23 protein-coding genes are annotated in these 23,255 nt (G+C 30.0%); 3 read left to right on the top strand and 20 right to left on the bottom strand.

What is annotated here, in order from left to right:
* Nucleotides 1-101: 101 nt before the first annotated feature.
* From HMPREF1984_RS07055 to HMPREF1984_RS07045, 3 genes are read right to left on the bottom strand one after another with little or no spacing between them, the layout of a single operon-like run.
* Nucleotides 102-593: a GNAT family N-acetyltransferase gene (locus HMPREF1984_RS07055; RefSeq protein WP_021767263.1), complete on the bottom strand. Its 492-nt coding sequence runs from the start codon at nucleotides 591-593 to the stop codon at nucleotides 102-104.
* Nucleotides 594-642: 49 nt separating this feature from the next.
* Nucleotides 643-2,046 (bottom strand): 23S rRNA (uracil(1939)-C(5))-methyltransferase RlmD, encoded by a 1,404-nt coding sequence (gene rlmD, locus HMPREF1984_RS07050; protein WP_021767262.1) that lies wholly within the window; start codon nucleotides 2,044-2,046, stop codon nucleotides 643-645.
* Between the two features lie 39 nt (nucleotides 2,047-2,085).
* Nucleotides 2,086-3,288 (bottom strand): M20 family metallopeptidase, encoded by a 1,203-nt coding sequence (locus tag HMPREF1984_RS07045; protein WP_021767261.1) that lies wholly within the window; start codon nucleotides 3,286-3,288, stop codon nucleotides 2,086-2,088.
* A 124-nt stretch (nucleotides 3,289-3,412) separates the two neighbouring features.
* On the opposite strand from HMPREF1984_RS07045, the gene HMPREF1984_RS07040 reads away from it, so the two are divergent.
* Both HMPREF1984_RS07040 and HMPREF1984_RS07035 read left to right on the top strand, forming a co-directional pair.
* Nucleotides 3,413-3,976 (top strand): GNAT family N-acetyltransferase, encoded by a 564-nt coding sequence (locus tag HMPREF1984_RS07040; protein ID WP_021767260.1) that lies wholly within the window; start codon nucleotides 3,413-3,415, stop codon nucleotides 3,974-3,976.
* A 52-nt stretch (nucleotides 3,977-4,028) separates the two neighbouring features.
* Nucleotides 4,029-4,769 (top strand): hypothetical protein, encoded by a 741-nt coding sequence (locus HMPREF1984_RS07035; protein ID WP_198011771.1) that lies wholly within the window; start codon nucleotides 4,029-4,031, stop codon nucleotides 4,767-4,769.
* A gap of 100 nt (nucleotides 4,770-4,869) precedes the next feature.
* Here the strand turns inward: HMPREF1984_RS07035 and HMPREF1984_RS07030 are convergent, their stop codons facing one another.
* The 10 genes from HMPREF1984_RS07030 to HMPREF1984_RS06985 form a co-directional block, all read right to left on the bottom strand.
* On the bottom strand, nucleotides 4,870-5,256 hold the full coding sequence (locus HMPREF1984_RS07030; RefSeq protein ID WP_021767258.1) for a hypothetical protein: 387 nt from the start codon (nucleotides 5,254-5,256) through the stop codon (nucleotides 4,870-4,872).
* Between the two features lie 348 nt (nucleotides 5,257-5,604).
* The gene (locus tag HMPREF1984_RS07025) at nucleotides 5,605-5,907 is read right to left on the bottom strand and encodes a cupin domain-containing protein (RefSeq protein ID WP_021767257.1); all 303 of its coding nucleotides are present in this window, start codon (nucleotides 5,905-5,907) and stop codon (nucleotides 5,605-5,607) included.
* A 74-nt stretch (nucleotides 5,908-5,981) separates the two neighbouring features.
* Entirely contained in the window at nucleotides 5,982-7,730 is a 1,749-nt protein-coding gene (argS, locus tag HMPREF1984_RS07020; RefSeq protein ID WP_036100137.1) for an arginine--tRNA ligase, read from the bottom strand.
* A gap of 50 nt (nucleotides 7,731-7,780) precedes the next feature.
* Nucleotides 7,781-9,046, bottom strand: a complete 1,266-nt coding sequence (locus HMPREF1984_RS07015) for an AraC family transcriptional regulator (RefSeq protein WP_021767255.1) — start codon at nucleotides 9,044-9,046, stop codon at nucleotides 7,781-7,783.
* Between the two features lie 38 nt (nucleotides 9,047-9,084).
* On the bottom strand, nucleotides 9,085-10,482 hold the full coding sequence (locus HMPREF1984_RS07010; RefSeq protein WP_021767254.1) for a YfcC family protein: 1,398 nt from the start codon (nucleotides 10,480-10,482) through the stop codon (nucleotides 9,085-9,087).
* A gap of 87 nt (nucleotides 10,483-10,569) precedes the next feature.
* Nucleotides 10,570-11,505, bottom strand: coding sequence for a carbamate kinase (gene arcC / locus HMPREF1984_RS07005; protein WP_021767253.1), 936 nt, complete (start codon nucleotides 11,503-11,505; stop codon nucleotides 10,570-10,572).
* 2 nt (nucleotides 11,506-11,507) lie between these two features.
* A complete protein-coding gene (gene argF, locus HMPREF1984_RS07000; protein WP_021767252.1) occupies nucleotides 11,508-12,500 on the bottom strand; it encodes an ornithine carbamoyltransferase in 993 nt (330 codons plus the stop codon).
* Nucleotides 12,501-12,641: 141 nt separating this feature from the next.
* Complete coding sequence (gene arcA / locus HMPREF1984_RS06995) at nucleotides 12,642-13,859, bottom strand: arginine deiminase (RefSeq protein ID WP_021767251.1); 1,218 nt, start codon at nucleotides 13,857-13,859, stop codon at nucleotides 12,642-12,644.
* Between the two features lie 198 nt (nucleotides 13,860-14,057).
* Complete coding sequence (locus HMPREF1984_RS06990; protein WP_021767250.1) at nucleotides 14,058-14,402, bottom strand: hypothetical protein; 345 nt, start codon at nucleotides 14,400-14,402, stop codon at nucleotides 14,058-14,060.
* Between the two features lie 22 nt (nucleotides 14,403-14,424).
* Nucleotides 14,425-15,060: a hypothetical protein gene (locus HMPREF1984_RS06985; RefSeq protein WP_156894260.1), complete on the bottom strand. Its 636-nt coding sequence runs from the start codon at nucleotides 15,058-15,060 to the stop codon at nucleotides 14,425-14,427.
* A gap of 146 nt (nucleotides 15,061-15,206) precedes the next feature.
* Between HMPREF1984_RS06985 and HMPREF1984_RS06980 the strand changes: the two genes are divergently transcribed.
* The gene (locus HMPREF1984_RS06980; protein ID WP_021767248.1) at nucleotides 15,207-15,605 is read left to right on the top strand and encodes a hypothetical protein; all 399 of its coding nucleotides are present in this window, start codon (nucleotides 15,207-15,209) and stop codon (nucleotides 15,603-15,605) included.
* Nucleotides 15,606-15,738: 133 nt separating this feature from the next.
* Here the strand turns inward: HMPREF1984_RS06980 and HMPREF1984_RS06975 are convergent, their stop codons facing one another.
* The 7 genes from HMPREF1984_RS06975 to HMPREF1984_RS06945 all read right to left on the bottom strand — a co-directional run.
* Nucleotides 15,739-17,085: a lipopolysaccharide assembly protein LapB gene (locus tag HMPREF1984_RS06975; protein WP_021767247.1), complete on the bottom strand. Its 1,347-nt coding sequence runs from the start codon at nucleotides 17,083-17,085 to the stop codon at nucleotides 15,739-15,741.
* A gap of 33 nt (nucleotides 17,086-17,118) precedes the next feature.
* Nucleotides 17,119-18,645 carry a phospholipase D family protein gene (locus HMPREF1984_RS06970; protein ID WP_036100227.1) on the bottom strand — a complete coding sequence of 509 codons (1,527 nt, stop codon included), beginning with the start codon at nucleotides 18,643-18,645 and terminating at the stop codon, nucleotides 17,119-17,121.
* Nucleotides 18,646-18,729: 84 nt separating this feature from the next.
* Nucleotides 18,730-20,100, bottom strand: a complete 1,371-nt coding sequence (locus tag HMPREF1984_RS06965) for an MATE family efflux transporter (protein ID WP_021767245.1) — start codon at nucleotides 20,098-20,100, stop codon at nucleotides 18,730-18,732.
* A 54-nt stretch (nucleotides 20,101-20,154) separates the two neighbouring features.
* The gene (locus HMPREF1984_RS06960) at nucleotides 20,155-21,072 is read right to left on the bottom strand and encodes an endonuclease/exonuclease/phosphatase family protein (RefSeq protein ID WP_036100135.1); all 918 of its coding nucleotides are present in this window, start codon (nucleotides 21,070-21,072) and stop codon (nucleotides 20,155-20,157) included.
* A gap of 149 nt (nucleotides 21,073-21,221) precedes the next feature.
* Nucleotides 21,222-21,794 (bottom strand): elongation factor P, encoded by a 573-nt coding sequence (gene efp, locus HMPREF1984_RS06955; RefSeq protein WP_021767243.1) that lies wholly within the window; start codon nucleotides 21,792-21,794, stop codon nucleotides 21,222-21,224.
* Between the two features lie 40 nt (nucleotides 21,795-21,834).
* A complete protein-coding gene (locus tag HMPREF1984_RS06950) occupies nucleotides 21,835-22,560 on the bottom strand; it encodes an SIMPL domain-containing protein (RefSeq protein ID WP_021767242.1) in 726 nt (241 codons plus the stop codon).
* A 270-nt stretch (nucleotides 22,561-22,830) separates the two neighbouring features.
* Nucleotides 22,831-23,255, bottom strand: a 425-nt coding sequence (locus HMPREF1984_RS06945) for an OmpA family protein (protein ID WP_021767241.1), incomplete at its 5' end; no start/stop codon positions are given.

Raw genomic sequence — 23,255 nt, 5'->3', positions numbered from 1 at the left:
CTCAAAAATACATACTTTTATATTGGAAAAGCCAGTATATTTTTTTACTTTTATTTCTATAAACATATAATCCTCATATCATAATAATAAAAAATTGAAAATTAGAAAATCAGCTTGTAACTCATGCCATTTTTAGTCTCTTTAAAAGGCTTGAAACCAAGATTTGTATACAATTTTTGTGAGTCTAAATTCCAGCTGTATATTTCTTCAATTTCCAGTTCCTTATACCCTAATTCTTTTCCACGCTCAATCAATTTTCTGATAACTTTTGTGGCAATTCCTTTTTTTCTGTAATTTTTATCTCCTATTAAAATAGGCATATCATCCTGTTTAAAAGAAACATCTCCTATGGATTTATAAATTTTATTTTCAAGAACTTCTATAAAATATACTTCACCGGCCTGGTTCCACCATGTATACATTTTATCCAGCAGTTCCCATGTGTATGGTTCCTTATCTCCATCAAGCATCCACACTGTATCAATATTCTGATACCATTCAAAAGCAAAATCATATTTCCCATCAAATTTTCTCAATCTGATTTCCTTATCAATTTCAATATATTCCGGCTGTTCTATTCCTTTAATTGACATATTGACTCCTTCTTAATTATACTAAATCACCTGACAGCTGAAACTTTTTTTATTTTATTTTATTTTCTGCAGCAACCCCCACAACCTCCACATGATTTGTCTGCGGAAACATATCTACAGCTGACACTTTTTCAAGCCTGTATCCATTTTCAATCAGAAACTTCGTATCCCGTGCAAAAGTCGCAGGATTACATGAAATATATACTATTTTCTTAATTTTATTCTTTACAACACTTCTTAGGGCCTTTTCATCTATTCCCCTTCTTGGAGGATCAAATATGATTGCTTCAGCCTTTTCTTTTTTAAGTAATTCCGGTAATACCTTCTCAACTTTTCCATTTATAAATTCTACATTATCAATTTCATTTTCAATGGCAGTTTCCTTTGCTGCAGTTACTGAGCTTTCTACACTTTCTATTCCTATCGACTTTTTAACCTTAGATGAAATAGCCATCGCGATTGTTCCTGTACCTGAAAATGCATCAATTACTGTATTATTTCTACTTTCTCCCAAAAATTCCATTGCCTTGTCATAAAGTTTTATTGCCTGTGATTTATTAATCTGAAAGAAAGAATCCGGATATATGTTAAATTTTATACCTTCCATTTCCTCTTTCAGATATTCATCTCCAAATATATGTCTTGTATCTTCTCCTAGGATAACATTATTTGCTTCTGTTTTCACTGAAATATATACTGATTTTATGAAGTCATTTTCACTGTACAGCTTTTCAAGAACCTTCACTAGCTGCTTATACTGGGATTTTTTACTTACAACAATTATAAGCATAACTTCATTTTTTTCATTATTTCTTACTACAACGTGTTTCAAAAATCCTGAATCTGTAATTTCATTATAAACTTTAAATTCATTTTTAGTTCCTGCATAGCTATTTATTTCTTCCAGAAACTTCTCTATCACTTCTTCAGCAATTTTTGACTTTAAAAGACTTTCCTTTGCAGAAAAAACATTATGGGATTTTCTGGAATAAAATCCTGTTAAAATCTTTCCATCCTTTTTAAATAACGGCTCAGATGTTTTATTTCTGTAATTTGTTTTAATTTCACTTCCGATAATATTTTCTATATCGACATTTTCAAGATTTATGCCACCTATTTTTTCCAGAACTTCCCTCAGCATTAAATTTTTGTATTCAAGCTGCTTATCATATTTAAGCATTCCAAAATCACAGCCGTCAAAGTCTTCAAAACTCACTTTTGAAGTATCTTCTATCCTGTCTTGTCCCGGTTTTATTATTTTTGTAATAAGCCCTCTGGCGTAGGATTTTTTCACTGAAATTATTTCAATTTCCAGTATATCTCCAGGAACACTCATTGGTACAAATACGGTAAATCCGTCAACTCTTCCCAGTCCTTCTCCGCCAAATACTATTTTTTCTATTTCAATTTCCAGTTTCTGCCCTATTTCATAATTATTTTTTATATTCTCCATTATTTTACCTCTTTATTATTTATATTCACTATTGATACGCTATTTTAAAAATTCAAGTATGTTTTTCAGCTGTATTCCCATTCCAATTTTCAAACTTCTCTCATCGATATTGAATTTTGGATGATGCAGTCCGTAAATTAATCCTTTTTCCTCATTTTTTGTTCCCAGTCTGAAGAAAGTCCCTTTGATTTCATTCAGGAAATAGCTTACATCCTCCACATCCATTCTCGCTTCATTAATTATTTCAAGACTTTCCTTTCCATAAAGGTCTACAACATTCTCTTCCAGAATTTTAGTAATCTCTTCATTATTAATAACTGGAGCATAACCTTCCCTTATATTTACATCAATGCTTCCGCCAAGACCTTCTACAAATTTAGGTAAATCCCTTTTCATTGTCTCTATTATGAAGGAACGTGTTTCCTGCGACATTGTTCTAATAGTTCCACGCATTTCCACCTTGTCGCAGACTACATTTTCCGCTTCACCGCCTTTAAATGATCCGACTGTAATAACAGCTTCTTCTCTCGGGTCAATTCTTCTGCTTACAATTGATTGCAGAAATTCAACAACCTTTGCCCCTATCAGTATCGCATCCACTCCCTTATGTGGCAGTGCCGCATGCGAAGAAATTCCATTTACTGTCAGTTTAAACATTGCAGAAGTTGCATGGGCCTTGCCATATCTTACTCCAATTTTCCCAAGGTCAATTTCAGGTGCCATGTGAAGTGCAAAGAAGGCATCTATTTTTTTATCTGTATCCCCTTTAAATTTCAAAGCCCCGGCTTTTATCATTCTGTCGGCTCCCCCGTCTGTTTCTTCAGCCGGCTGAAAGAAAAATCTCACTGTTCCATGCCATTTATCTTTGTTGTCAGCTAAAATTTTTGCTACTCCCATCTGTATTGTCATATGGGCATCGTGGCCACAGGCATGCATTTTCCCAGCTGTCTTTGACTTATATTCCACTTCATTTTCCTCAAATATTGGCAATGCATCTATATCAGCCCTAGTAGCTGCTGTTTTTCCTTCCCTGTTATATATTGTTGCCACAATTCCTGTATTTATAATTTCTTCATATTCTATGCCGTTGTTATTCAGAAATTCCTTTATTGTTTTACTTGTTTCAAATTCTTCATCCCCCAGTTCAGGATTCATATGTATTTTTCTTCTTATTTTTACCATTTCATCATATATTTTTTCAGTATTTTCCTCTATAAATTTATTTATCTCATTTGAATTCATTATCTTCACCTTTCATTTAGATTTCTTTCATTTTCAGGTTTGAATAAATCAATCTGAAGTGCTATAATTATTATAAGAAAAAATAACGAATAAAGCAATAAAAATTATTCTGAAAGGAATCTTTATGAAACTAGTAAAAAGTAGAAGACCTAGAAATCTTATGAATATATATCGTCTATATTTAAAGTCTTTTCCAAAGAATGAGAGAAAGCCTTTTCCTTTCATTCTTCTTAAGCAATGGAGGGGGACAACTGAAGTTCTTTCCTTAAAAAATAACAAAGGTGAGTTTCTAGGCCTGGCAATTACAGCATTACAAAATAATCTTGCACTGATAGCATATTTTGCCATTTCAAGTGAAAAAAGAGGTAAAGGGATTGGCTCGAAAGCATTAAAACTGCTGAAAGAACGTTATTCTAATAAAAAGATTTTCCTTGAAATAGAAAATACTGAAACAGAGTCTGAAAATAAGGAAGAAAGAAAAAGAAGAAAAAATTTCTATCTAAAAAACGGAATGCTGGAAATGCCCTTCATAATAAACTTTTTTGGAACTGAAATGGAAGTTCTGACATATAATTCACCTGTTACTTTTGAAGAATACCATTCCATCTACAAAAAGGAATTTGGGAAAATTATAAGTAGAAAAGTCAGTTTTGTAAGAAATAAAAATCTAGGAGGAAATAATGCATAATTTATCTAACATTGACAAATTTAAATTGGATTTATCAGAAAGGTATCTTTCCATGAAGGAATATTTTTTTAAAGCCTTTTTACTTTGGAAAGAAAGCATCAAAACTGAAAAAATATTTCTTATCCTATATTCTTTACAGAAATTCATTTTTAGCTGTATGATAACTTTTATTCATCCAGATAATGATAAACTTTATTTTATGATTACATTTTTAATATATATTTTATATATGTCAAATAATGCTATATCTTGTGTACTACTTAAAAAAATTATTTATAGAATTGAAAATAAAGGTAGTATAGACTTAAAAAAATCTATTTCAAAAGCTTTTATTTATTCTGCAATATTATCTGTTTATATAATAATATGGGATTTACGAAATTATTTTTATTCTTTTGATTCATACGAAGATTTATCATCTCATGGAGAAATGATTTTATTTTTAACAGCTTTGATGATTGTTTTTATTATTTTTGGAATAATTTTTATTTATTTAACTCCTGTTTTTATGGCAAGAAATTTATCAGTAAAAGAATCTTTAAAATATACATATCGTATTTCAAAAGGTAAAAGATTGGTTGCTTTATTTCTTTCAATAATTTATTTTCTATTAAACGTTTTTTTCCTTAAACTACTTTCTGGAATTTTTAAGTTTAATCCTGTCCCACCCTATGGCAACCTTACAATTATGTATATAATTGTACAAAGTATATATTATTCATTTAGTACTTTATTTTCAAGCTGTATGTTAATAACAGTTTTTCTTAATGTAGACTATATGAAAAATAAATAACAAAAATAGCTGTCTCAAAAATTCGAAAAATAATGCAAAAACTATATCCTTTAATTATTTAGAATTTTTTAAGACAGCCTCTTTTTATTATGAATATCTCCTACCCTGTTATTCCAACTCCATTTTCAAATATTTCTATTTCCATGCCCAGTTCTTTTAAGTTTTCTGATACAAAAAAGTCATTTTCTGCACCAAGTCTATATATTTTCAATACTGTTTTATTCTTATGATTTATTTCAAATAAATATTCTTCAATTACAAGTTTTGTTTCCTTTTCCTTCTTTTCAAAATCAATTACAAGTGTCACTACAATATTATTTATTTCGGTTTTACTGTATCCAACCTTATTTGTCAGGTATTTCATAATGTTCTGCTTTATTATATCTTCAAGTCCTTCTTCTATTTCACTTCTTGATTTTGTTAAATTATTTTTCAAAAAAATAACCGCTTTATCTAAAAATATCAATTTATTCATCTCCTTTTTCATTTTCCCTCTATTCCCCCTATTATAATAGGGCGATTAATTTATCGCCCTATTGCTTCTTTTTTCATTTCCCACTTTATTAACAATATTTCATCAAAGAGCAGGGATTCGCTTTCTCCTATTAGCTTCCCACTTTATCGAACGAATTTCCTTCAAAAAGCAGGGATTCACTTTCTCCTATTAGCTTCCCACTTTATTAACAATATTACATCAAAGAGCAGGGATTCGCTTACTTTTCACAATAATTATACAATATTTTTCCCCATATTTCAACCGAAAGATAAAATTTTTATTAAATTTCATTTCCTTCACTTCATTTTATCCATATTTCTAAAATACATGACATATTATTTAAAAATGTACACAGAACCATATACAGCATGGACTTTCACTGGTGTAAGCCACCCTGTGCCTTTCACTTTTTTCAATAAATAATGTATCCCCGGATTTCATTTCCACTGTTTTATCATTAAATTCAATAACTGCATTACCTTGAATCAAAAGAACGTATTCCCTCTTTTCCTGTACCATCCAGTCGGAAACCTGTCCTGTAGAAATTATCCTTTCAATTTTAACATCCTCATTTTCCTTTAGAATATCTACAATTTCCTCTTCTTCTATTCCAGGTAATTTTTCTATTTCAAATATATTCATAGCCACCTCTTACATGATTTTAACTTTTTATTTTCCATTAAACTATTTAAAAATTTTTTCCATTATTAAAAAACTTACATTTTCTCCAGAACTTTTATTCCAAGAAGCGACAATCCTTCTTTAAGCGTTACTGCTGTTTTTTCAGCAAGAAGAAGTCTTGTATTAAATTTCTTTTTATCCTCTTCCCTAATAATGGACTCCCCTGCATAAAAACTATTGAAAATTTTGGCAGTTTCAAATAAATAGTCAGTAATAAGGTTAGGTTTGCACAAGTCATAAGCTTTTAATATAGCATTTGGAAATTTCAGAAGTTTTACCGCCAGTTCCCTTTCATTTTCATTAAAATCATCATCTAATTCATTATATTCAGCATCATAAGTATTGTTAATCTCATGACTTTCTTCATCCATTTTTCTAAATATGGACATTATTCTGGCATATGTATATTGTAAATAAGGTGATGTATTTCCTTCAAAATTCAGAATTTTATCCCATGAAAAAGAAATTGAACTCATTCTGTTCTGGCTTAAGTTAAAATGCTTTATTGCTCCAAGTCCAACTATTTCAGCTATTTTCATCTTTTCTTCTTCAGGAAAAGTCGGATTTTTAATATCTATTACTATTTTTGCTTCTTCTATCGCCTGATTGAGTATATCAATCAGTCTTATCATTCCACACTTTTTTAAAGATAACATAACACTATCTTCAAATCTTATAATACCGAACCATACATGATTTTTCTTGTAGTCATAGGGCTTCCCCATCATTTCTGCAATTTTAAATACCTGCCGGAAATGTTCTTTCTGCTTCTCTACAGCAACATAGACCGAATGGTCTATTTTCAAAATATCCTTTCTGTATTTAAGGGTTGCCAAATCAGTTGTAGAATAAAGATAACTATTTTCTGCCTTTTTCTTTACTACGCATGGCTCAATCTTATCTTCCTCTTTAAAAAATACCTTTGATTCCCCATCTATATTAGTAGTAATTTTCTTTTCATCAAGTATTTTTAATGTTTCTGGAATTATATCATTATAGAAGGATTCCCCTATGCAATAATCAAATTTTATATCCATCTTTCTATAGAAAACCTTAAATTCACAAAATGAATGATCTACAAAACTTTGCCATAATTTTCTGTTTTCTTCATCTCCTGCCTTCAGTTTCATCCATTCTTCCTTGGCCATAACCTCCAGTTCAGGATTTAACTGCGCTTCCTCAGAAAACTTTACGTAAAGTCTTTCCATTTCTCCAATTGGATTCTTTTCATACTCTTCTATATTTAGCCATTTTTTATATCCTATTATCAATTTACCAAACCGGCTTCCCCAATCTCCTAAATGATTATCCCCTAATACTTTAAAACCCATATATTCAAATATACGCTTTAAAGAATCTCCGATTATCGTACTTCTTAAATGTCCAATATGCATTCTTTTCCCTATATTTGGAGACGAATAATCTACCAAAACTTTTTTAGATGTATCAATCGGAAAATCATATTTTTCAATACCTATCTTTCTTAAATTTTTTCTTATCTTGGAATTTTTTAAAAATATATTCAGAAAACCAGGTCCTGCTATTTCAATTTTATCAATAATATCATTTTCTTTATCTTTTTCTAGACTTTCAATTATCATTTTTCCTATTTCATCAGGAGTTTTTCCAATAGTTTCAGAATTTATTAACGCAAAATTTGTCTGAAAATCTCCAAACTCCTTTTTTGTAGAATACTGTATATCAATATTTTTAAACTTTCTTTCAAACATATTTTCTATTTTCTTTTTTAGTATATTTCTGATTTCTATATTTACTAATTGCATATTTCCACCATCCATCTCATTTATTTATGTAGTATTAAAATTCAAGTATGTTAAGAACCATGTTTTACTGTTTTCCTAAAATCAGTCGGCGACATATTTTTTAGTTTTGAAAAATTATTATTAAACGTTTTCACTGTATTAAATCCCAGTTCAAATGAGATATCTATAACACTTTTATCAGTTGTTAAAAGCATTTCACACGCCTTGTCTATTTTTAAAGCATTCAGAAATTCTATAAACCTTTTTCCAGAATAGGACATCAATATTTTATTTAGTTTTGTATCTGTTATATTGAATTTTTCTGTTACATCATTGATTGTTAATTCCTTTGTATAATTTTCGTAAATATATTTTATTACATCTGAAACGAGCTGTTGTTCCTTTTCATTGAATATCTGATACATATCCTTATATTTTTCCCTATATTTATTTGGTGACATTTTTAAATGCTTACTGCATAAATTTGAAATATGTGCTCCATCTACGAAACCTACAAGATGAGCAATTTCCTCAATATTTAAATCTGTATAGACTAGCAGGTTTAATGCCTTCGAAATCCTCATATGCCTTAACAGATCATTAAACATGAAGCCTGTTACTTCCTCAAGATACTTTGATATTGAAGATTCACTCATGAAAAATATAACTGAAAGTTTATTTAAGGTAAGTTTTTCATTCAGATGGGCATAAATATACTTAACTATATTTGTCTCATCTTCTTCCTTTTTGTTTACACACTTTTCATCACGGATATTTTTCTTGGCAATAAGAATTATCAGTTCAGTAAGCTTATTTGTTATATAAACCGTACTCAAATCAAATTCATCTTTTGTAGCATTTTCTTCTTTCCTTATATCAAAAAATGGCTTGAAATCCGATAATGATTCCAAGCCTACTTCATTCTTTATTTCATAAAATATATTTTTTATTGTTTTTGCTTCTATTTTATTAAAATAAACAACCGGTATTTTTTTTATAAGAGAAAGTATATTGTTTTTGCTTTTTTTATATCTATTCAATGAATTCAAAATAAAGTTATTAAATACCGAATTATAGGATATCTTCATCATGGCTAAAGGTTTTTCAACTTGAGTAATTTCTACAATTTCCCAAGGAAATATCATTAATAATGTATTTGGTACTATATCAAATTCCTTATTATAAATTTTTATTTTTCCTGTTCCTTCAGTAAAAAACAACAATTTTGGTATATTATGAATTACCGGTTTGACAGGCTCTTCCAAATATTCAACATCAAAAGAACATAGTTCATAATGTTTGTCCATCTGAAGTTGCAAGTCCAGTTCATTAAGCATATACTTTTTCCTCACTATAATATTTTTCTTTTATTTTATCACTTTATTATCATCATTGCAACAGTTAGTATTACAATATCCATTACAACTATTATAGCTATTAATTTTGCTACGAATTTAATCCAAGTTGTATATTGTACTCTTGCAGTTGCAAGTCCTCCCATTACAACTCCTGATGTAGGTGTTATAAGGTTTATAACTCCTGAAGCTGCACTGAATATCAATACCATAACTTCCGGACTATATTTTAATGCCGCTGTCAGAGGTCCTAAAACTGGGAACGCAACTGAAGCCAATCCTGATGTTGATGGAATTAAGAATGACAGCACAAGGAATAAAACGTAAGAAGCTGGTGCAAATATAATTGGAGAAAGTCCATTTAATGCTTTTGAAGCAGAATTAAGTATAAATGTATCAAATTTAGTAGCCGCCATAAGTACTGATGCACCTCTTGCAACTGCGATTATTAATACAACACTTAATATATCCTTTACTCCATCCATAAATGAATCTATAATTTCCTGTTCTTTAAATCCATTAACTATTCCTATTAAAATACCAGATAATAAGAACCACATAGAAAGTTCAGCAAAATACCATTCCCCTAAAGATGTTCCAGTTAAAAAGCTTGTCCATCCCTTAAAGATAGTAATTCCAAAATTTTCCCATGGAATTAATGAAATAACCATTATAATAAATGTGATAGCGAATATAATTAAAGTAACTCTTGTTTTTGATGTGAATTCTATATTATCAAAATTTGCATGTCCGAAATGTTCCTGCATGTCATTTTGTTCCTGTAATGATAATATTGTTGAACCTTTTTCTGCTTTTACTTTATTAGCATATTTTAAAACATAGAAAATAGCGGCTAATAGAGCAGTAATCCATAATATTGATCCTAATAATATTACAGTTCCACTATTGTACTGAATTCCTTTTTCCTTTAATGCATCTAGGGCAACTCCTACTGCAAATGGGTTAACAGTAGACCCAAGAACTCCTACTCCTGCACCAAGCATTATAGTAGCAACTCCTACAGTTGTATCAAATCCAGCCGCAACCATTGTAGAACATATTAACACATAGAATGCAACTGTTTCTTCAGCCATACCATATGTTGTACCACCAATTGAGAATAAAACCATCAATACGACTATTAGAAGTGTTTCATTTCCTTTTAGTTTTTTTACAAGTGAACCTACACCGGCATCCAAAGCTCCTGTTTTTGTAACAACTCCCAAAAATCCACCAAGTAACAATATAAATATACATACATCTATTGCTTCTTTAAATCCATTAAATGGAGCCATTACCACTGTAGCAAGTGAAGCGTTGTCAACTTGTGGGAAAACCCATGTTAAAAGTGCTAATCCTATTATTATAAGAAACAATATTGAAAAAGCTGATAACTGTACACCTTTTTTCTTTGCCATATCATTCTCCTACTTTCCTCTTAGATTTGTATTTAATTATTGTAACAGGGCATGAGGGCATATAAGCCCCCATAACCAATATTAAAACTAATGTTTTATAACTGTTCCTGTGTTTCCAGCTAATGCTGAACCGGCATTCTGTAACGAAGTAATTATGGCCTGTCCATTAGGATTATTTACTACATATTCCATACATGCTTCTATTTTTGGCAACATACTTCCTTTAGCAAAATGTCCTTCTTCAATATACTTTTTAACTTCCTCGATATTTAATGTGTCTAATTCTTTTTGATCAGGTTTATTATAATTAATATATACCTTGTCAACAGCAGTCAATATAACAAGCATATCAGCTTTTAAATCAGCTGCAAGTTTAGAACTTGACTTATCTTTGTCTATAACTGCATCTACTCCCTTATAGTGACCGTCTTCTTCAACTACAGGTATTCCTCCACCACCAACAGTGATTACAATAGTACCATTGTTTACAAGTGTTTCCACTTCTTCAATTTCTACTATTTTTTTAGGTAAAGGTGATGCAACTACTCTTCTGTAACCTCTTCCGGCATCTTCTACAAATGTAAATCCTTTTTCAGTGGCAATTTTATCTGCCTCTTCTTTACTATAGAACATACCTATTGGTTTTGTTAAATTAGTAAATGCAGGATCGTTCTTGTCTACAACTACCTGTGTTACCAATGTAACAACACCTTTTTTAATGTTTTGAGCCTGTAATTCTTCTCTTATTGCCTGTTGAAGGTGATATCCAATGTATCCTTGACTCATTGCACCACATTCAGCAAAAGGCATATAAGGAGTTTTTACTTCTCCGTTTGCTGCATAATCCATAGCTAAATTTATCATTCCCACTTGAGGACCGTTTCCATGACCTACTATTACTTCGTACCCCTCTTTAGTCATATCAACGATTGATTTTGCAGTATTTTTTACAAGTTTTAACTGCTCTTCAGGAGAGTTTCCTAAAGCGTTTCCTCCAAGCGCTACTACTATTCTTTTTGCCATTACTATTTTAATGTTGCATACATTACTGCTTTAATTGTATGCATTCTGTTTTCAGCTTGATCGAATACTTTTGATTGAGGGCTTTCAAAAACTTCGTCTGTTACTTCCATTTCAGGTAATCCAAATTTTTCATTTATTTCTGCTCCGATTGTAGTTTTTAAATCATGGAATGAAGGTAAGCAGTGTAAGAAGATTGCTGTTTCTTTAGCATAGCTCATAGCTTCTTTGTTTACTTGGAATTTTTTCAATTCATTAATTCTTTTTTCCCAAATTTCATCAGGTTCTCCCATAGATACCCATATATCAGTATAGATAACATCAGCATCTGTACAAGCTTCCTTAACATCTTCAGTAAATCTGATTACGCTTCCAGTTTCCTTAGCAATTGCTTCAGCAGCTTCTATTAATTCAGGAGCTGGTTTTAAATCTTTTGGTCCGCATGCAGTAAAGTTAAGTCCCATTTTAGCACATGCTACTAATAAAGAGTTTCCTAAGTTGTTTCTTGTGTCTCCCATGTACACAAAGTTAAGACCTTTTAAATGTCCAAAATTTTCTTCGATTGTTAATAAATCTGCCAACATTTGAGTTGGGTGGAATTCATTAGTCAATCCGTTCCATACAGGTACTCCTGCATTATCAGCCAATTCTTGAACTATTTCCTGATCAAATCCTCTATATTCGATTCCATCATACATTCTTCCTAAAACACGTGCAGTATCTTCGATACTTTCTTTTTTACCCATTTGAGAACTTCCTGGATCAAGGTAAGTAACACCCATTCCTAAATCCATTCCTGCAACTTCAAATGAACATCTAGTACGAGTTGAAGTTTTTTCAAATAAAAGAACTATATTTTTTCCTTCTAGGTATTTATGAGGTGTTCCTGTTAATTTTAATTCTTTAAACTGTTTTGATAAATCTAACAGATATCTGATTTCTGAACTACTGAAATCTAATAATTTTAAAAAATGTCTTCCACTTAAATTTTTTGGCATTTTAATACCATCCTCTCTTAATATAAATTTATATTTTCAACTAATCAACCGGCTATATTTATAGTCGGTTGATTAGTTTCAGTATATTTAAAAATATACCACATTTTTAATTTTTTTTCTAGATTTTTATATTTTCATATTTTAGTCTTCTCTAACTAAAGGCATACTCATACATCTAGGGCCTCCACGACCTCTTGATAATTCGGCACTTGGCATTTCAAGAACTTTAAGTCCTGCTTCTCTTAAAAGAGCATTTGAAACATCGTTTCTTTCATAAACAACTATAACTCCAGGAGCTATACATAATGTGTTTGATCCGTCATTCCATTGTTCTCTTTCAGCAGCTATTCTGTCTTCTCCACCACATTTTATCAATTTAACATCTGGTACACCAAGATATTTTTCAAGTATTGATTTTAATGTATCAGTTAATAATTTAATTTCTACTTTATCTCCATTTTTAGTTAATTCATAAACTTCTAATGGTCCCATAATATTTGGGTGAATAGTAAATTTATCGTAATCAATTTGAGTAAATACTGTATCTAAATGCATGAACGCTCTTGATGAAGGTATTCTAAATGCAAGTATAGTTTCGATTGTACTATCTGCTGAAGCAAAAACATTTTTAGCTATTTTATCTATTGCAGCAGATTCAGTACGTTGAGAAATTCCTATTGCAAGAACTTTATCATTCAAGTTAAGGATGTCTCCACCTTCTATATGGAATTTATTATCTCTTTCATAGAAGTAAGGAACTTTTCCTTTGTAGTCATTATGATATTTGAAGATATAATCTGCATAGATTGTTTCTCTGTTTCTTGTAACTGAATACATTCTATTCATGCTTACTCCGTTACCTATTGAAGCAAACGGATCTCTTGTGAAATATAAATTAGGCATAGGATCTAATATTAATTCATCCTTGTCGTCATTTATTTTAGTGACCAATGATTCAGAAGATACTTTTAATTCTCCGTATCTTACACCTTCCATAGTTTTCAAGATCAATTCCTTGTTGTCTTTGTATGCATCAAAGAACTCAAATAAAGCTTTTTGATATTCTTCAGTGTAAACTCCACCTTCAACAATAAACTGTTCTATAAACTTTTTTCTTAAATCAGGACACTGACCTATTGTTTCAGCTGCCAAATCTTCCAGATAAACAACTTCTACTCCGTTATCCTTTAAAATTTGTGCAAATGCATCGTGTTCCTGTTGTGCAACTTTTAGAAAAGGTATATCATCAAACAATAATCTACCTAATGTATCAGGTGTTAAGTTCAATAATTCTTTTCCAGGTCTGTGTAATAAAACTTTTTTTAATGGTTTTATTTCACTTCTGACATTAATTGCCATAATTATTACCTCCTAATTGTTTTCTTCTACACTAAGTATACTCTTTTTTTAAAAAAAAGAAGGAAAATTTCCTTCTTTTTTTTTGTATAATTAATTTTTTGTTTTTTAATTTTTATTTTAGGTATTTTTTTATTCTATTCCCATATTTATTGACTTTATGAGTAAAATTATCTAATTATTTTTAATAATTCCTTCTTTCTATTTTGAGTTTTCTAAATACTTCAAAAGGTAATCAAATAGCTGTTCTGCTATAATTTCAGAATGTTTTTTCATAACAGGAAATGCAAAAAAATAATATTGTCCTGAATATTTTTCCCAAAAATAATTATCACTCAAAGTAAATTTCCTGTAAGAATTAAATATATCGCTTATTTCTTTTGATATATATTCCAGATCTACATTGAAATTAGTAATATCATAAAATATTTCTGTGTAGTCTTTATTTATATCTTTTAAAAGTATAAATGGAAATTTATTTCTTTCACAATATTCCCAATGTTTTTCTTTATCATCAAAATTATATATATATTTTACAATTTTCATTTAAATTTACCTTCCAAATTTTCTATTTTTCTTCTGTAACTTTTTTGTAAACATTATATTTAGTCTGTTCCAGATAATATCTGAACAAATAATTTCTATTTAAATCCCTTTCAGATATTTCTTCAAAATATGTTCTTCCATTTTTTCCCTCTGAATTTTTATCAGCTGAATTAGGACTACGATCCATTTTTATATAACCTTTCAGCTTTCCTGATATTTCAAAACCATTTCCCTTTTTTACTGTTCTAATATATACACGTGAATGAGCAGATGAAGCTTTTATAACTTTACCTTCTTCTGTTTCCTTTTCCACTTCCCATTTTATATTTTCTACTATCGGTATAAATATTCCAAATGTTCTAAAAAGTTTATTAAATTCTCCTGTTTTCATTCTTTCCATATATGCCTGATACTCCATATCTGAATTTGAATACAGCTTCTGACGGGTAATTTCTCCCATCTTTTTTTTATTGGAATAGATAAATTCCAATAGTTCCATATAATCCTTTACCTGTTTTTCTATTGTTCCATTACCATTATCATATTTCTTCACTTCTTCAATATATCCTATATTATTTGCAAACAACTCAAATTTTGAGTTGTCTCCAAATACTAATAATCCCAAACCTATAAATAATAATACTAAAATTTTCTTCATAATTTTCAGCTCCTTTTTTGCTTTATTATTGTTGTTCATATTTTATCAATCTTTTGAAATAATTTCCACCTTTTTCTTAAATTGTCGGCTTTACTATATTTTTTAAATATGCTAAAATATAAAAAAATAAATTATGGAGATAAATAATGACTAATACACTTGCGTTTTTATCAATTTTGATAATATTTATGAGACTATATTCGATATTTGGAATCACTTTTTTAACAGAAGGAAAAGCTAAATTTGCAGAGAGGATAACTATTTTTCTTCTTATATTTGAAATATCAATTATTTTACTGCATTTGTTTTTTAATTCCTTCCGGCCTTTATTGCCACCTATACTTATATTTTTAAAAACAACACAATATCAGTTTTTTATGCTTAAAAATATATCAGTAGAAGGAATATTATATATAATTTCAGATATCACACTGCTGCTTACATTTAATTTTACATCTGATACTGCAAAATCCTTCAATCGTATATTTCTTACATATACATTCCTTATAAATGCTTTACTTGGTATAATAACACTATTATTTTAAAATATTGAAATCTTTATGTCCTGTCTGTTTTTTAACCGGCAGGACATTTTTTTTCTCAATTTTTCCACCCAAAAGAAAAAGAAACACTTTACTGTCTTTTAACTCAGTAAATATGTTTCTTTTATAATGAATTTTATTTATATTCAGCCGCCTTTTTATTTATCACATCTTCAATGCTTTTATCTGATGGTACAGCATTTGGATTACTTGTACCTTTATTTGAACCTTTTCTTTTTGAAGCTCTTCTTATTGCATCAGCTACTGCTTTTTCGGCTCTTTTCTGTTCCTTTTCATCCTGTTTCTGCTGCTGTGTCTGTTCATTTGACGGTTTGGCAGACTTGTTATCTGCTTTACCTGATGCTGCTGTATTTGTTTGTTTACTGTTACCGGAATTTTTATCTAAGTTCACATTGTAATCTGGAGAACTTGTCTGCTCATTTTTCCCAATACTAGGATTGAATATTGAGTTACTTTTTGGCTCATTATTTTTTAAGCTCGAAATTGTACTGTCTGTAAGACTTCTCTTAGAATTATCACCTAAGATTGAATTAACTTTATTACTTCCTCCTTCAATCTCAGCTACTGCTGCCTTAGCATCCTTATCTCCATTTTTCGCGGCAATTTTATACCATTTCAACGCTTCCTTCATATTATTTTCTTTATGATAGGATAATGCAATAGGCATTGCTAATGCTTTATTTCCTGAATTATAAGCTTTCATAAGATAAGGTCTTGCTTCACTTTGCTTACCTGTATCGTATAATATCGCCCCTATTTCAAAGTTTGCGGCTGTAACTCCACGTCCAAGGGCAAGTTTAAACCATTTCAATGCCTCGTTATAATTTTTAGTTTCCTTATTTAATAGGGCTATCTGTATATCTGCTTCTTTTATTCCTTGTTTATAAGCACTTTGAAACTGTGCCTTAGCTTCATTATATTTTTTAGCCTTTATCAAATCAATACCATTATTATATGCCTGTGCTCCTGGTCTTAACTGTCTTGAAGTAGCTGCGGCATTTTTAGGTAATCTATCCATAAGTTTCTTTGCTTCTGCTTCCTTACCTTCCTGTTTTAATAATACAGCTAAGTTATAAATAGCTTCAGGATAATTTTTATCTACTCCCATTTGCAGATATTTTTTTGTTTTTTCATTATCTTTCAAATTAAAATAAAGTTGTGCCAGTGAAAGTATAGCTTCCTTATCTCCCTGCTGTGCTTTATCAATTGCAGGAGATACTTTTGCCGGATCAATCTGATTATTAATCAGGAACTGCTGTTCTTCAGGGGTAAGATTTTTTATATTTGGATTACCTGTAGGCTGATTTCCTGCATTAAACATATCTGTATTTATCGTTCCATTTGTATTATCTTTCTGCTCTGTAGTCTGTTGATTTTTTTTGTCATCTTTTTTCTTAAAACATGATACTGTCATTGCTCCCAATGCTACTATCAATAGCAAAAGAAATATCTTTTTCTTCATCTTTTCATCACCTTATTTTCTAATTTTGTTGTTCTAGAAGGAACCTAACTGTGTAGCATCCAATATTTTATACATAAAATCTGAAAATCCACTTGTTGTCGGTTCATCATCAAAGTTTATTGTAAATAAACCATCTTTATTTTCCCATAGCCTGTCAAAGTATTCATAAATATCCTTTGACATTTTTGAATCCTGAGTTGTAAGTATTCTAAAGTTTGAATCCATTATATATCCTCTAATATTCTTTTTTATTAGATTCGCAGATCCTGCGTTGATTATAACATTGCCGTCTGTTTTTTTCATTAGAGTAATCTTTGTGTGATATTGTTCATTATTTGTAAAATACCATTTTATTTCAATTTTTCCTTTTGTGTGCTTTTTCAATTTTTTTGAAACAGGTTTATTTGGAAGCCCATTTGTACTCATTCCAAAGGCATCCCTGCTTCTGTCGAAAATTATTCTTATTTTTACTCCTCTGTTTGCCGCCTTGATTAATCTGTCTATCACTCCCTTATCAGCTAGAAAATACATTCCCATAAGCAGTTCATCACCTGCTTTCAGACTATCAATATCGGCATCCAAATGTTTTCCTATCGCAGCTTCAGTAAGATACTGTATTTTATAAGTTTTTCCTTCTGTATCTGTAATTTCATTTTTTTCTTCATTAGTAATAGAATTTTCTGATACTCCTGTAATATTTACTATGTCTTTATTAGTTTCTATCTTATCATCTTTAGCAGTATTCTCAACAGTTTCTCTTTCCTCATGAAAATTACCTGTATCTATCTCAGAATCAGAAAACTTTGCAACAAGCTGTAAATCATGAAGTACATCCTTTACTATAGGACCGTCAGCATATACTGCAATATTTTCGTGAAAATAACTTGGATCATGAATGTTTGCACTGGAAACTACTACTTCCTTTTCATTCAGAAAAACCTTCTTATGATCGGCTTTTACATTAAGCGCCCTTAACAAATTTCTTACAGTAAGTTTTGGCCACATATCTCCATAAAAATTTGTTATCCAACCTTTATTCTGAGGATTTCCCATAGGTTCTATAAATGTTCTCCAGAAAGGGGAATACCATGGAAAAGTATCCTTCAACTTAAAAATATCCACTATAATTACATTTATTCCTGCATTTTTCATTGATGTTATAAATGGATGTTCAAATGCACCATAAAAATTATTATTCTCATCTGCCAGCACATATACCTTCAAATTTGGATTTTCTTTCTGCTTTTTTATAAGTTTTTCAGTATATTCCTTTGCAAATTCCGGAAAATGTTCCTTATCCTTATTATAAAGGTCATTAAATAGGAACATTTCTATTACAAGATAATCTTTTGCATTATCCACTACTTTAAGAGTTGCATCCCATAAATTTCTGTCATACTGAATATTTCCATCCTTATCAAGATACGTCAAATCATAATGAAACTCTGCATTTTCCGTTTCACGTATAGGACTTTCATAGTTTATTCCTAAAGGTGGATTCTTTATTGTTGAACACGATGCCATTAACAACATAGTTCCTATTAATAAATACTTTTTCATACCATCTTTTCTGTTATTTTTTTTGGAATCTTTATTTAGTTCTACATTAAAATCTTTATTTTTATTCATTTAATTTCTCCCAATTTAAGAAGTTTTTACTAAGTTATTTATCCATTTTCTACTTTTCAATCTCTGTATACAGAAAGGCATTTTTAATAATTCATCACTTCCTGAACATAAATATACAAGTGCTATCGGAAGTCCAAATTTAAGTCCTGCAATATACGTCAGAGGTATTGCAAATGTCCATAAAGGAATTAGATCTGCAAACATAGTCCACAACGTATCTCCGCCAGCTCTTAAAACTCCCACAATAAATAGTGTTCCAGTAGTTTTTATTATTATAAGAATTCCTTCAGAAAATACTATTTGTCTAGCTAATGGATAAATTGCACTGTCTACCTTCATTAAAATTAATACAACAGGACATATCGCATAAACAAATAAAGCTACAGCAGTTCCTATTACTAATGAAATTTTTAGCAGTTCTACTGCATATTTGTATGCATTTTCCTCGTTTCCTGCTCCTATTTCCTGTCCAATTATGGCAGCTGTACCGCTTGATAATCCAAATACAAGGGTAAATACAAGATTGCTTATTGATTTTACAACCTGTATTGCAGCTGTTGCTTCTGTTCCTATTCTTCCATATATTATTACATACATGCTTACACCTGTTACCCACATTATTTCATGACCAAATACAGGAAGGGAAATCTTCAATGCTTTCGCAATAAAACTCCATGATAATTTGAATAATTCCTGGAAATTTCCTGCCATAGGCAACTTATTTTTATAGATTATATATATCAGATAAAAAACACTCACTATTCTCGCTATTACTGTAGCAATTGCAGCTCCTACAACTCCCATTGCCGGAAAACCAAGGTTTCCATTAATAAAAAGATAATTTCCTACAAGATTGATACATAATCCTATAATTGTAGAATATAAGGAATACTGATTCTTTCCAATTGCACGTAACTGCATATTAAAGGAATAACCTAGTCCTATCAATGGATAAATAAGAGCTATTATTCTAAAATAATTTGCACCTAATTTTAAAACCTTAGGATCCGATGTAAAGATTCCTATAATTTTTTCAGGAATAAAAAGTCCCATTAGAAAAAATAAAAATGAAAACAGAAGTCCAACAGTAATTGTTATTCCCAGACACTTTTTCAAATTTTTATAATCTTTTTTTCCATAGTATTGAGCGGCAAGTATTCCACCTCCACTGTTCAATCCAAAAAGTGAAACTATAAAAATCATAAATATCTGATTTGCAAAACCTAATCCTGCAACTGCAGCTGTTCCTAATCCCAGTACAACATTCTCTTTCCCAACCATGAAAACATCTATAAAATTCATCAGACTGTATATCATATTTTCAATTGATACTGGTATTCCTATTGTAAAAACCTTTTTATATAATTCTTTAACTGAACTGTCCATAATTCTCCTTTATATTTTTCATCTTTTCCTATAATTTATGTTATTCCATTTCAATTAATCCAGATCATATTCAATAGAATATTCTGAAAATATAGGGAGATGATCTGATATGTATTTTTTTATTATAGCATAATTATTGTTTTTTACAAAATTATAAACTCCTGAATTTTCTAAAAATTCTCTTGTTTTATCCTTATTTATAAAAAAATTATCATACGAGCTTACAAGCCTTTCATCTGAAAGCGTAGTGGGATTTTCTCCAGGCAAAAGGAGATAGGATACTCCTGCTCTTTCTGAAAGATTTCTAAAGGCTGGACTATCTGCCGGCACATTAAAATCCCCTGCTATTATAATATCACTTTCTCCACTTTCCTTTAAAAAATATTCATATACATTTACATAATTTGAAGCTTCAATTAATCTCTGGGTCTCCTTATCACCAAAAATTGAATGACATATAACATACACAAAATCAAAATTTCCTGATTTAAAGTATGCTCCATAAGGCTCCCTCATAAATTCATTTTCATTCTTTTCCTTGTAAAACCCTATTCTCCTAGCTTCCTGAAACTTCTTTTTTCTGTAAATATATCCATAATATTCACGATATCCTTCACTTCCAACAGAATTTTCAGATATTATATATTCCCATTTTTCTCCTGTAAGCTTTACTAAATGAGCCTTTAACTTTTTCAGTCCCTTTTCATGCATTACTTCTTCTATTCCAATCAAATCAAAGTTTGAAAGAATTTTTGCCATTACCTCATAATTTTTTTCCTTTTCCCCCAATCTCATTGCATTAAAAGAAGCTATTATTATTTTCCCCTCATTTTTCTTTTGTTTATCATCACTATTTACAATTTCTTTTCCAATACTCAATTCTTCAGAAATATTTTCATTAAAAATTTTTCCGCAACTAACTAGACAATAAAAAAATAACAGTAATAAAAATGCTGTTTTTATACTTTTCAAAAAAATCCCCACCTTTTATCTAATTTGTTTATTAACCCCTATACTTCTATTTTTCAAAATATTAAAATCTCAAAAAACTTTGTGAATTTATTATAACAAAAAAGACTGGAGTATGCCAGTCTATTTTTATAAAATTATACTTTTTATTTCTAGTTAGCTCTTTCTAAGTATTCCCCTGTTCTTGTATCAATTTTAATTTTATCCCCTATTACTACAAATAAAGGTACTTGTAAAGTATATCCTGTAGAAATTGTTGCAGGTTTTGTTGCTCTTCCTATTGTGTCCCCTTTTAATCCTGGTTCAGTATAAGTAACTTCTCTTATTACTGTGTTAGGTAATTCAACTCCTACTGGTGTTCCTTCATACATAAGCACTTGAATTATCATTTCTTCCATTAGGAAGTTTACTGCATCTCCTAAATCTTCTTCTGTAAGACCTATTTGTTCAAAAGTTTCCTGATCCATGAAGAAGTATTCTCCTTCTGATTCATATAGGAATTGCATTTGGTTTCTATCAAGAATAATATCATCCATAAGTTCTGTTGCAAGAACAGTAATTTCCTGAATTTTTCCTGAAATTAATTCTTTTGTCTTGAATTTTACTTCTGCTGCTCTTTGTCTCTTACCTGATGTTGACTGATGTCTTTCAGCTTTAAGTATCAAATATGGGATATTATCCTTTCTATATGTGCTTCCTTGTCTTAATTCTGCTGCTGGTTTCATTTTCTAATTTCCTCCTAAAATTTTATATAAGTTTTATAATTTAATATTTTATTAAATATGTTGCTGTTACTACTGAACGCAGTTTTTTATACATTTGATTAGGTTCCTCATCATTTACATGTTTTGAGTCTTCCCTGTCAGGTAGAATTTCAAACTGTCCTTGCGTCATATTTTCCAATCCACCGATTTCATTTTTGTTGACTTTTAGCATTTCCCTAGCTCTCATTTCAGCATTTTCAGTTGCACTGACAAGCAAATCCTTTTTATATTTCTCAATACTTGTAATATAATACTCAGGTTTTACAATTTCCATATTATTAAATGTCAGTTTTAATTCCTGCAGTTTTTCATAAATTTCATCACTTCTCTCAATATTTTTTGGAGCAATAACTACAGACTGCATAACATCATAATTTAATATTTTAGTTTCCCTTTCCTGCTGTCTTTCTGAAAAATTAGGCTGTATTTTAACATTATTTATATGATACTCATTTTCTTTTAATTCAAGAGATTTTAAAATTTCAAGAACAGCTTTTTCCTTTTCGGATATATTTGTCTGAGCATCTTCTAATTTTGTATTAGATGTTGAAAATACGACATTTATTATTGCCTTGTCAGCTTTTACTCTTTTTTCAGCTACACCTTTTACTGTTATTCTGTTCTGATTTTTATCTGAATTGTGCATTGCATTAGATAACAATGCTGCAGATATAATCAATCCAAATGACAGAATAGTTGCAGTTATTATAAATTGAACTTTTTTCATTATCAATCACGACATCCTTTATATTAAGTTAACTTTATGAGCTTACATTGAATTATAATTGATTTTTTCAAAAATGTCAATTTTATACTTTTAATATTTATCAATAATTTTATATTTTTTGTTTATTTTCTCTCCTTTTTTGACAAAGAGCCTGAATTTTTCTTTCGTGATTATTTTATGCTATAAATAATATTTACATAAAAATAGAGACTTTCTCAAAAAATAATATAGGAACTATTTTTTTCTATTTGAGAGAGTCTCATTTTATTATTACTGCTGGCTTCCTCTTCTTGAAAGCTTGAATTCTATTCTTCTGTTTTGTGCTCTTCCTTCGTCTGTTGTGTTTGTTGCTACCGGTTCTTCTTCTCCTTTTGATACTGTTCCCACTATTCTGCTTGGATCCATTCCAAATTCCAGCAACTTAGCTTTTACGCTTTGTGCCCTTCTCATTCCAAGTGCCATGTTATAGGCATTTGTTCCTTTAGAATCTGTATGTCCTTCTATTACTACTTCATAGTCATTGAAGTTTACATATTCTATAAATTTATGTAACATTTCAAAGTATTGTGGTTTTACAACTGATTTGTCAAAGTCAAAATTCAATGCTCTTTCATCCATTACTACTATCTGCTGATCCGGTCCCTTGTCTTCAGGTATTATATCTGTTATGTCTATTCTTTCTATTTCCAATGCAT

The sequence above is a fragment of the Leptotrichia sp. oral taxon 215 str. W9775 genome (genome assembly GCF_000469505.1).
In the GTDB taxonomy this organism is placed as follows: domain Bacteria; phylum Fusobacteriota; class Fusobacteriia; order Fusobacteriales; family Leptotrichiaceae; genus Leptotrichia_A.
Note: the sequence above shows the minus strand (reverse complement) of the source record. Positions and strands in the feature narration are given on the sequence as shown.

Coding starts and splice junctions, on each gene's coding strand:
- rlmD (WP_021767262.1), bottom strand. CDS start 2,046: ATGGAGAATATAAAAAATAATTATGAAATAGGGCAGAAACTGGAAATT.
- HMPREF1984_RS06965 (WP_021767245.1), bottom strand. CDS start 20,100: ATGGACAGTTCAGTTAAAGAATTATATAAAAAGGTTTTTACAATAGGA.
- HMPREF1984_RS07035 (WP_198011771.1), top strand. CDS start 4,029: ATGAAGGAATATTTTTTTAAAGCCTTTTTACTTTGGAAAGAAAGCATC.
- HMPREF1984_RS06990 (WP_021767250.1), bottom strand. CDS start 14,402: ATGAAAATTGTAAAATATATATATAATTTTGATGATAAAGAAAAACAT.
- HMPREF1984_RS07040 (WP_021767260.1), top strand. CDS start 3,413: ATGAAACTAGTAAAAAGTAGAAGACCTAGAAATCTTATGAATATATAT.
- HMPREF1984_RS06980 (WP_021767248.1), top strand. CDS start 15,207: ATGACTAATACACTTGCGTTTTTATCAATTTTGATAATATTTATGAGA.
- HMPREF1984_RS07025 (WP_021767257.1), bottom strand. CDS start 5,907: ATGAATATATTTGAAATAGAAAAATTACCTGGAATAGAAGAAGAGGAA.
- HMPREF1984_RS06970 (WP_036100227.1), bottom strand. CDS start 18,645: ATGAAAAAGTATTTATTAATAGGAACTATGTTGTTAATGGCATCGTGT.
- argF (WP_021767252.1), bottom strand. CDS start 12,500: ATGCCAAAAAATTTAAGTGGAAGACATTTTTTAAAATTATTAGATTTC.
- HMPREF1984_RS06950 (WP_021767242.1), bottom strand. CDS start 22,560: ATGAAAAAAGTTCAATTTATAATAACTGCAACTATTCTGTCATTTGGA.
- efp (WP_021767243.1), bottom strand. CDS start 21,794: ATGAAACCAGCAGCAGAATTAAGACAAGGAAGCACATATAGAAAGGAT.
- HMPREF1984_RS06985 (WP_156894260.1), bottom strand. CDS start 15,060: ATGAAGAAAATTTTAGTATTATTATTTATAGGTTTGGGATTATTAGTA.
- HMPREF1984_RS07010 (WP_021767254.1), bottom strand. CDS start 10,482: ATGGCAAAGAAAAAAGGTGTACAGTTATCAGCTTTTTCAATATTGTTT.
- HMPREF1984_RS07015 (WP_021767255.1), bottom strand. CDS start 9,046: ATGCTTAATGAACTGGACTTGCAACTTCAGATGGACAAACATTATGAA.
- arcC (WP_021767253.1), bottom strand. CDS start 11,505: ATGGCAAAAAGAATAGTAGTAGCGCTTGGAGGAAACGCTTTAGGAAAC.
- arcA (WP_021767251.1), bottom strand. CDS start 13,859: ATGGCAATTAATGTCAGAAGTGAAATAAAACCATTAAAAAAAGTTTTA.
- HMPREF1984_RS07030 (WP_021767258.1), bottom strand. CDS start 5,256: ATGAAAAAGGAGATGAATAAATTGATATTTTTAGATAAAGCGGTTATT.
- HMPREF1984_RS07045 (WP_021767261.1), bottom strand. CDS start 3,288: ATGAATTCAAATGAGATAAATAAATTTATAGAGGAAAATACTGAAAAA.
- HMPREF1984_RS07055 (WP_021767263.1), bottom strand. CDS start 593: ATGTCAATTAAAGGAATAGAACAGCCGGAATATATTGAAATTGATAAG.
- HMPREF1984_RS06975 (WP_021767247.1), bottom strand. CDS start 17,085: ATGAAGAAAAAGATATTTCTTTTGCTATTGATAGTAGCATTGGGAGCA.
- argS (WP_036100137.1), bottom strand. CDS start 7,730: ATGCAATTAGTAAATATAGAAATCAGAAATATACTAAAAAAGAAAATA.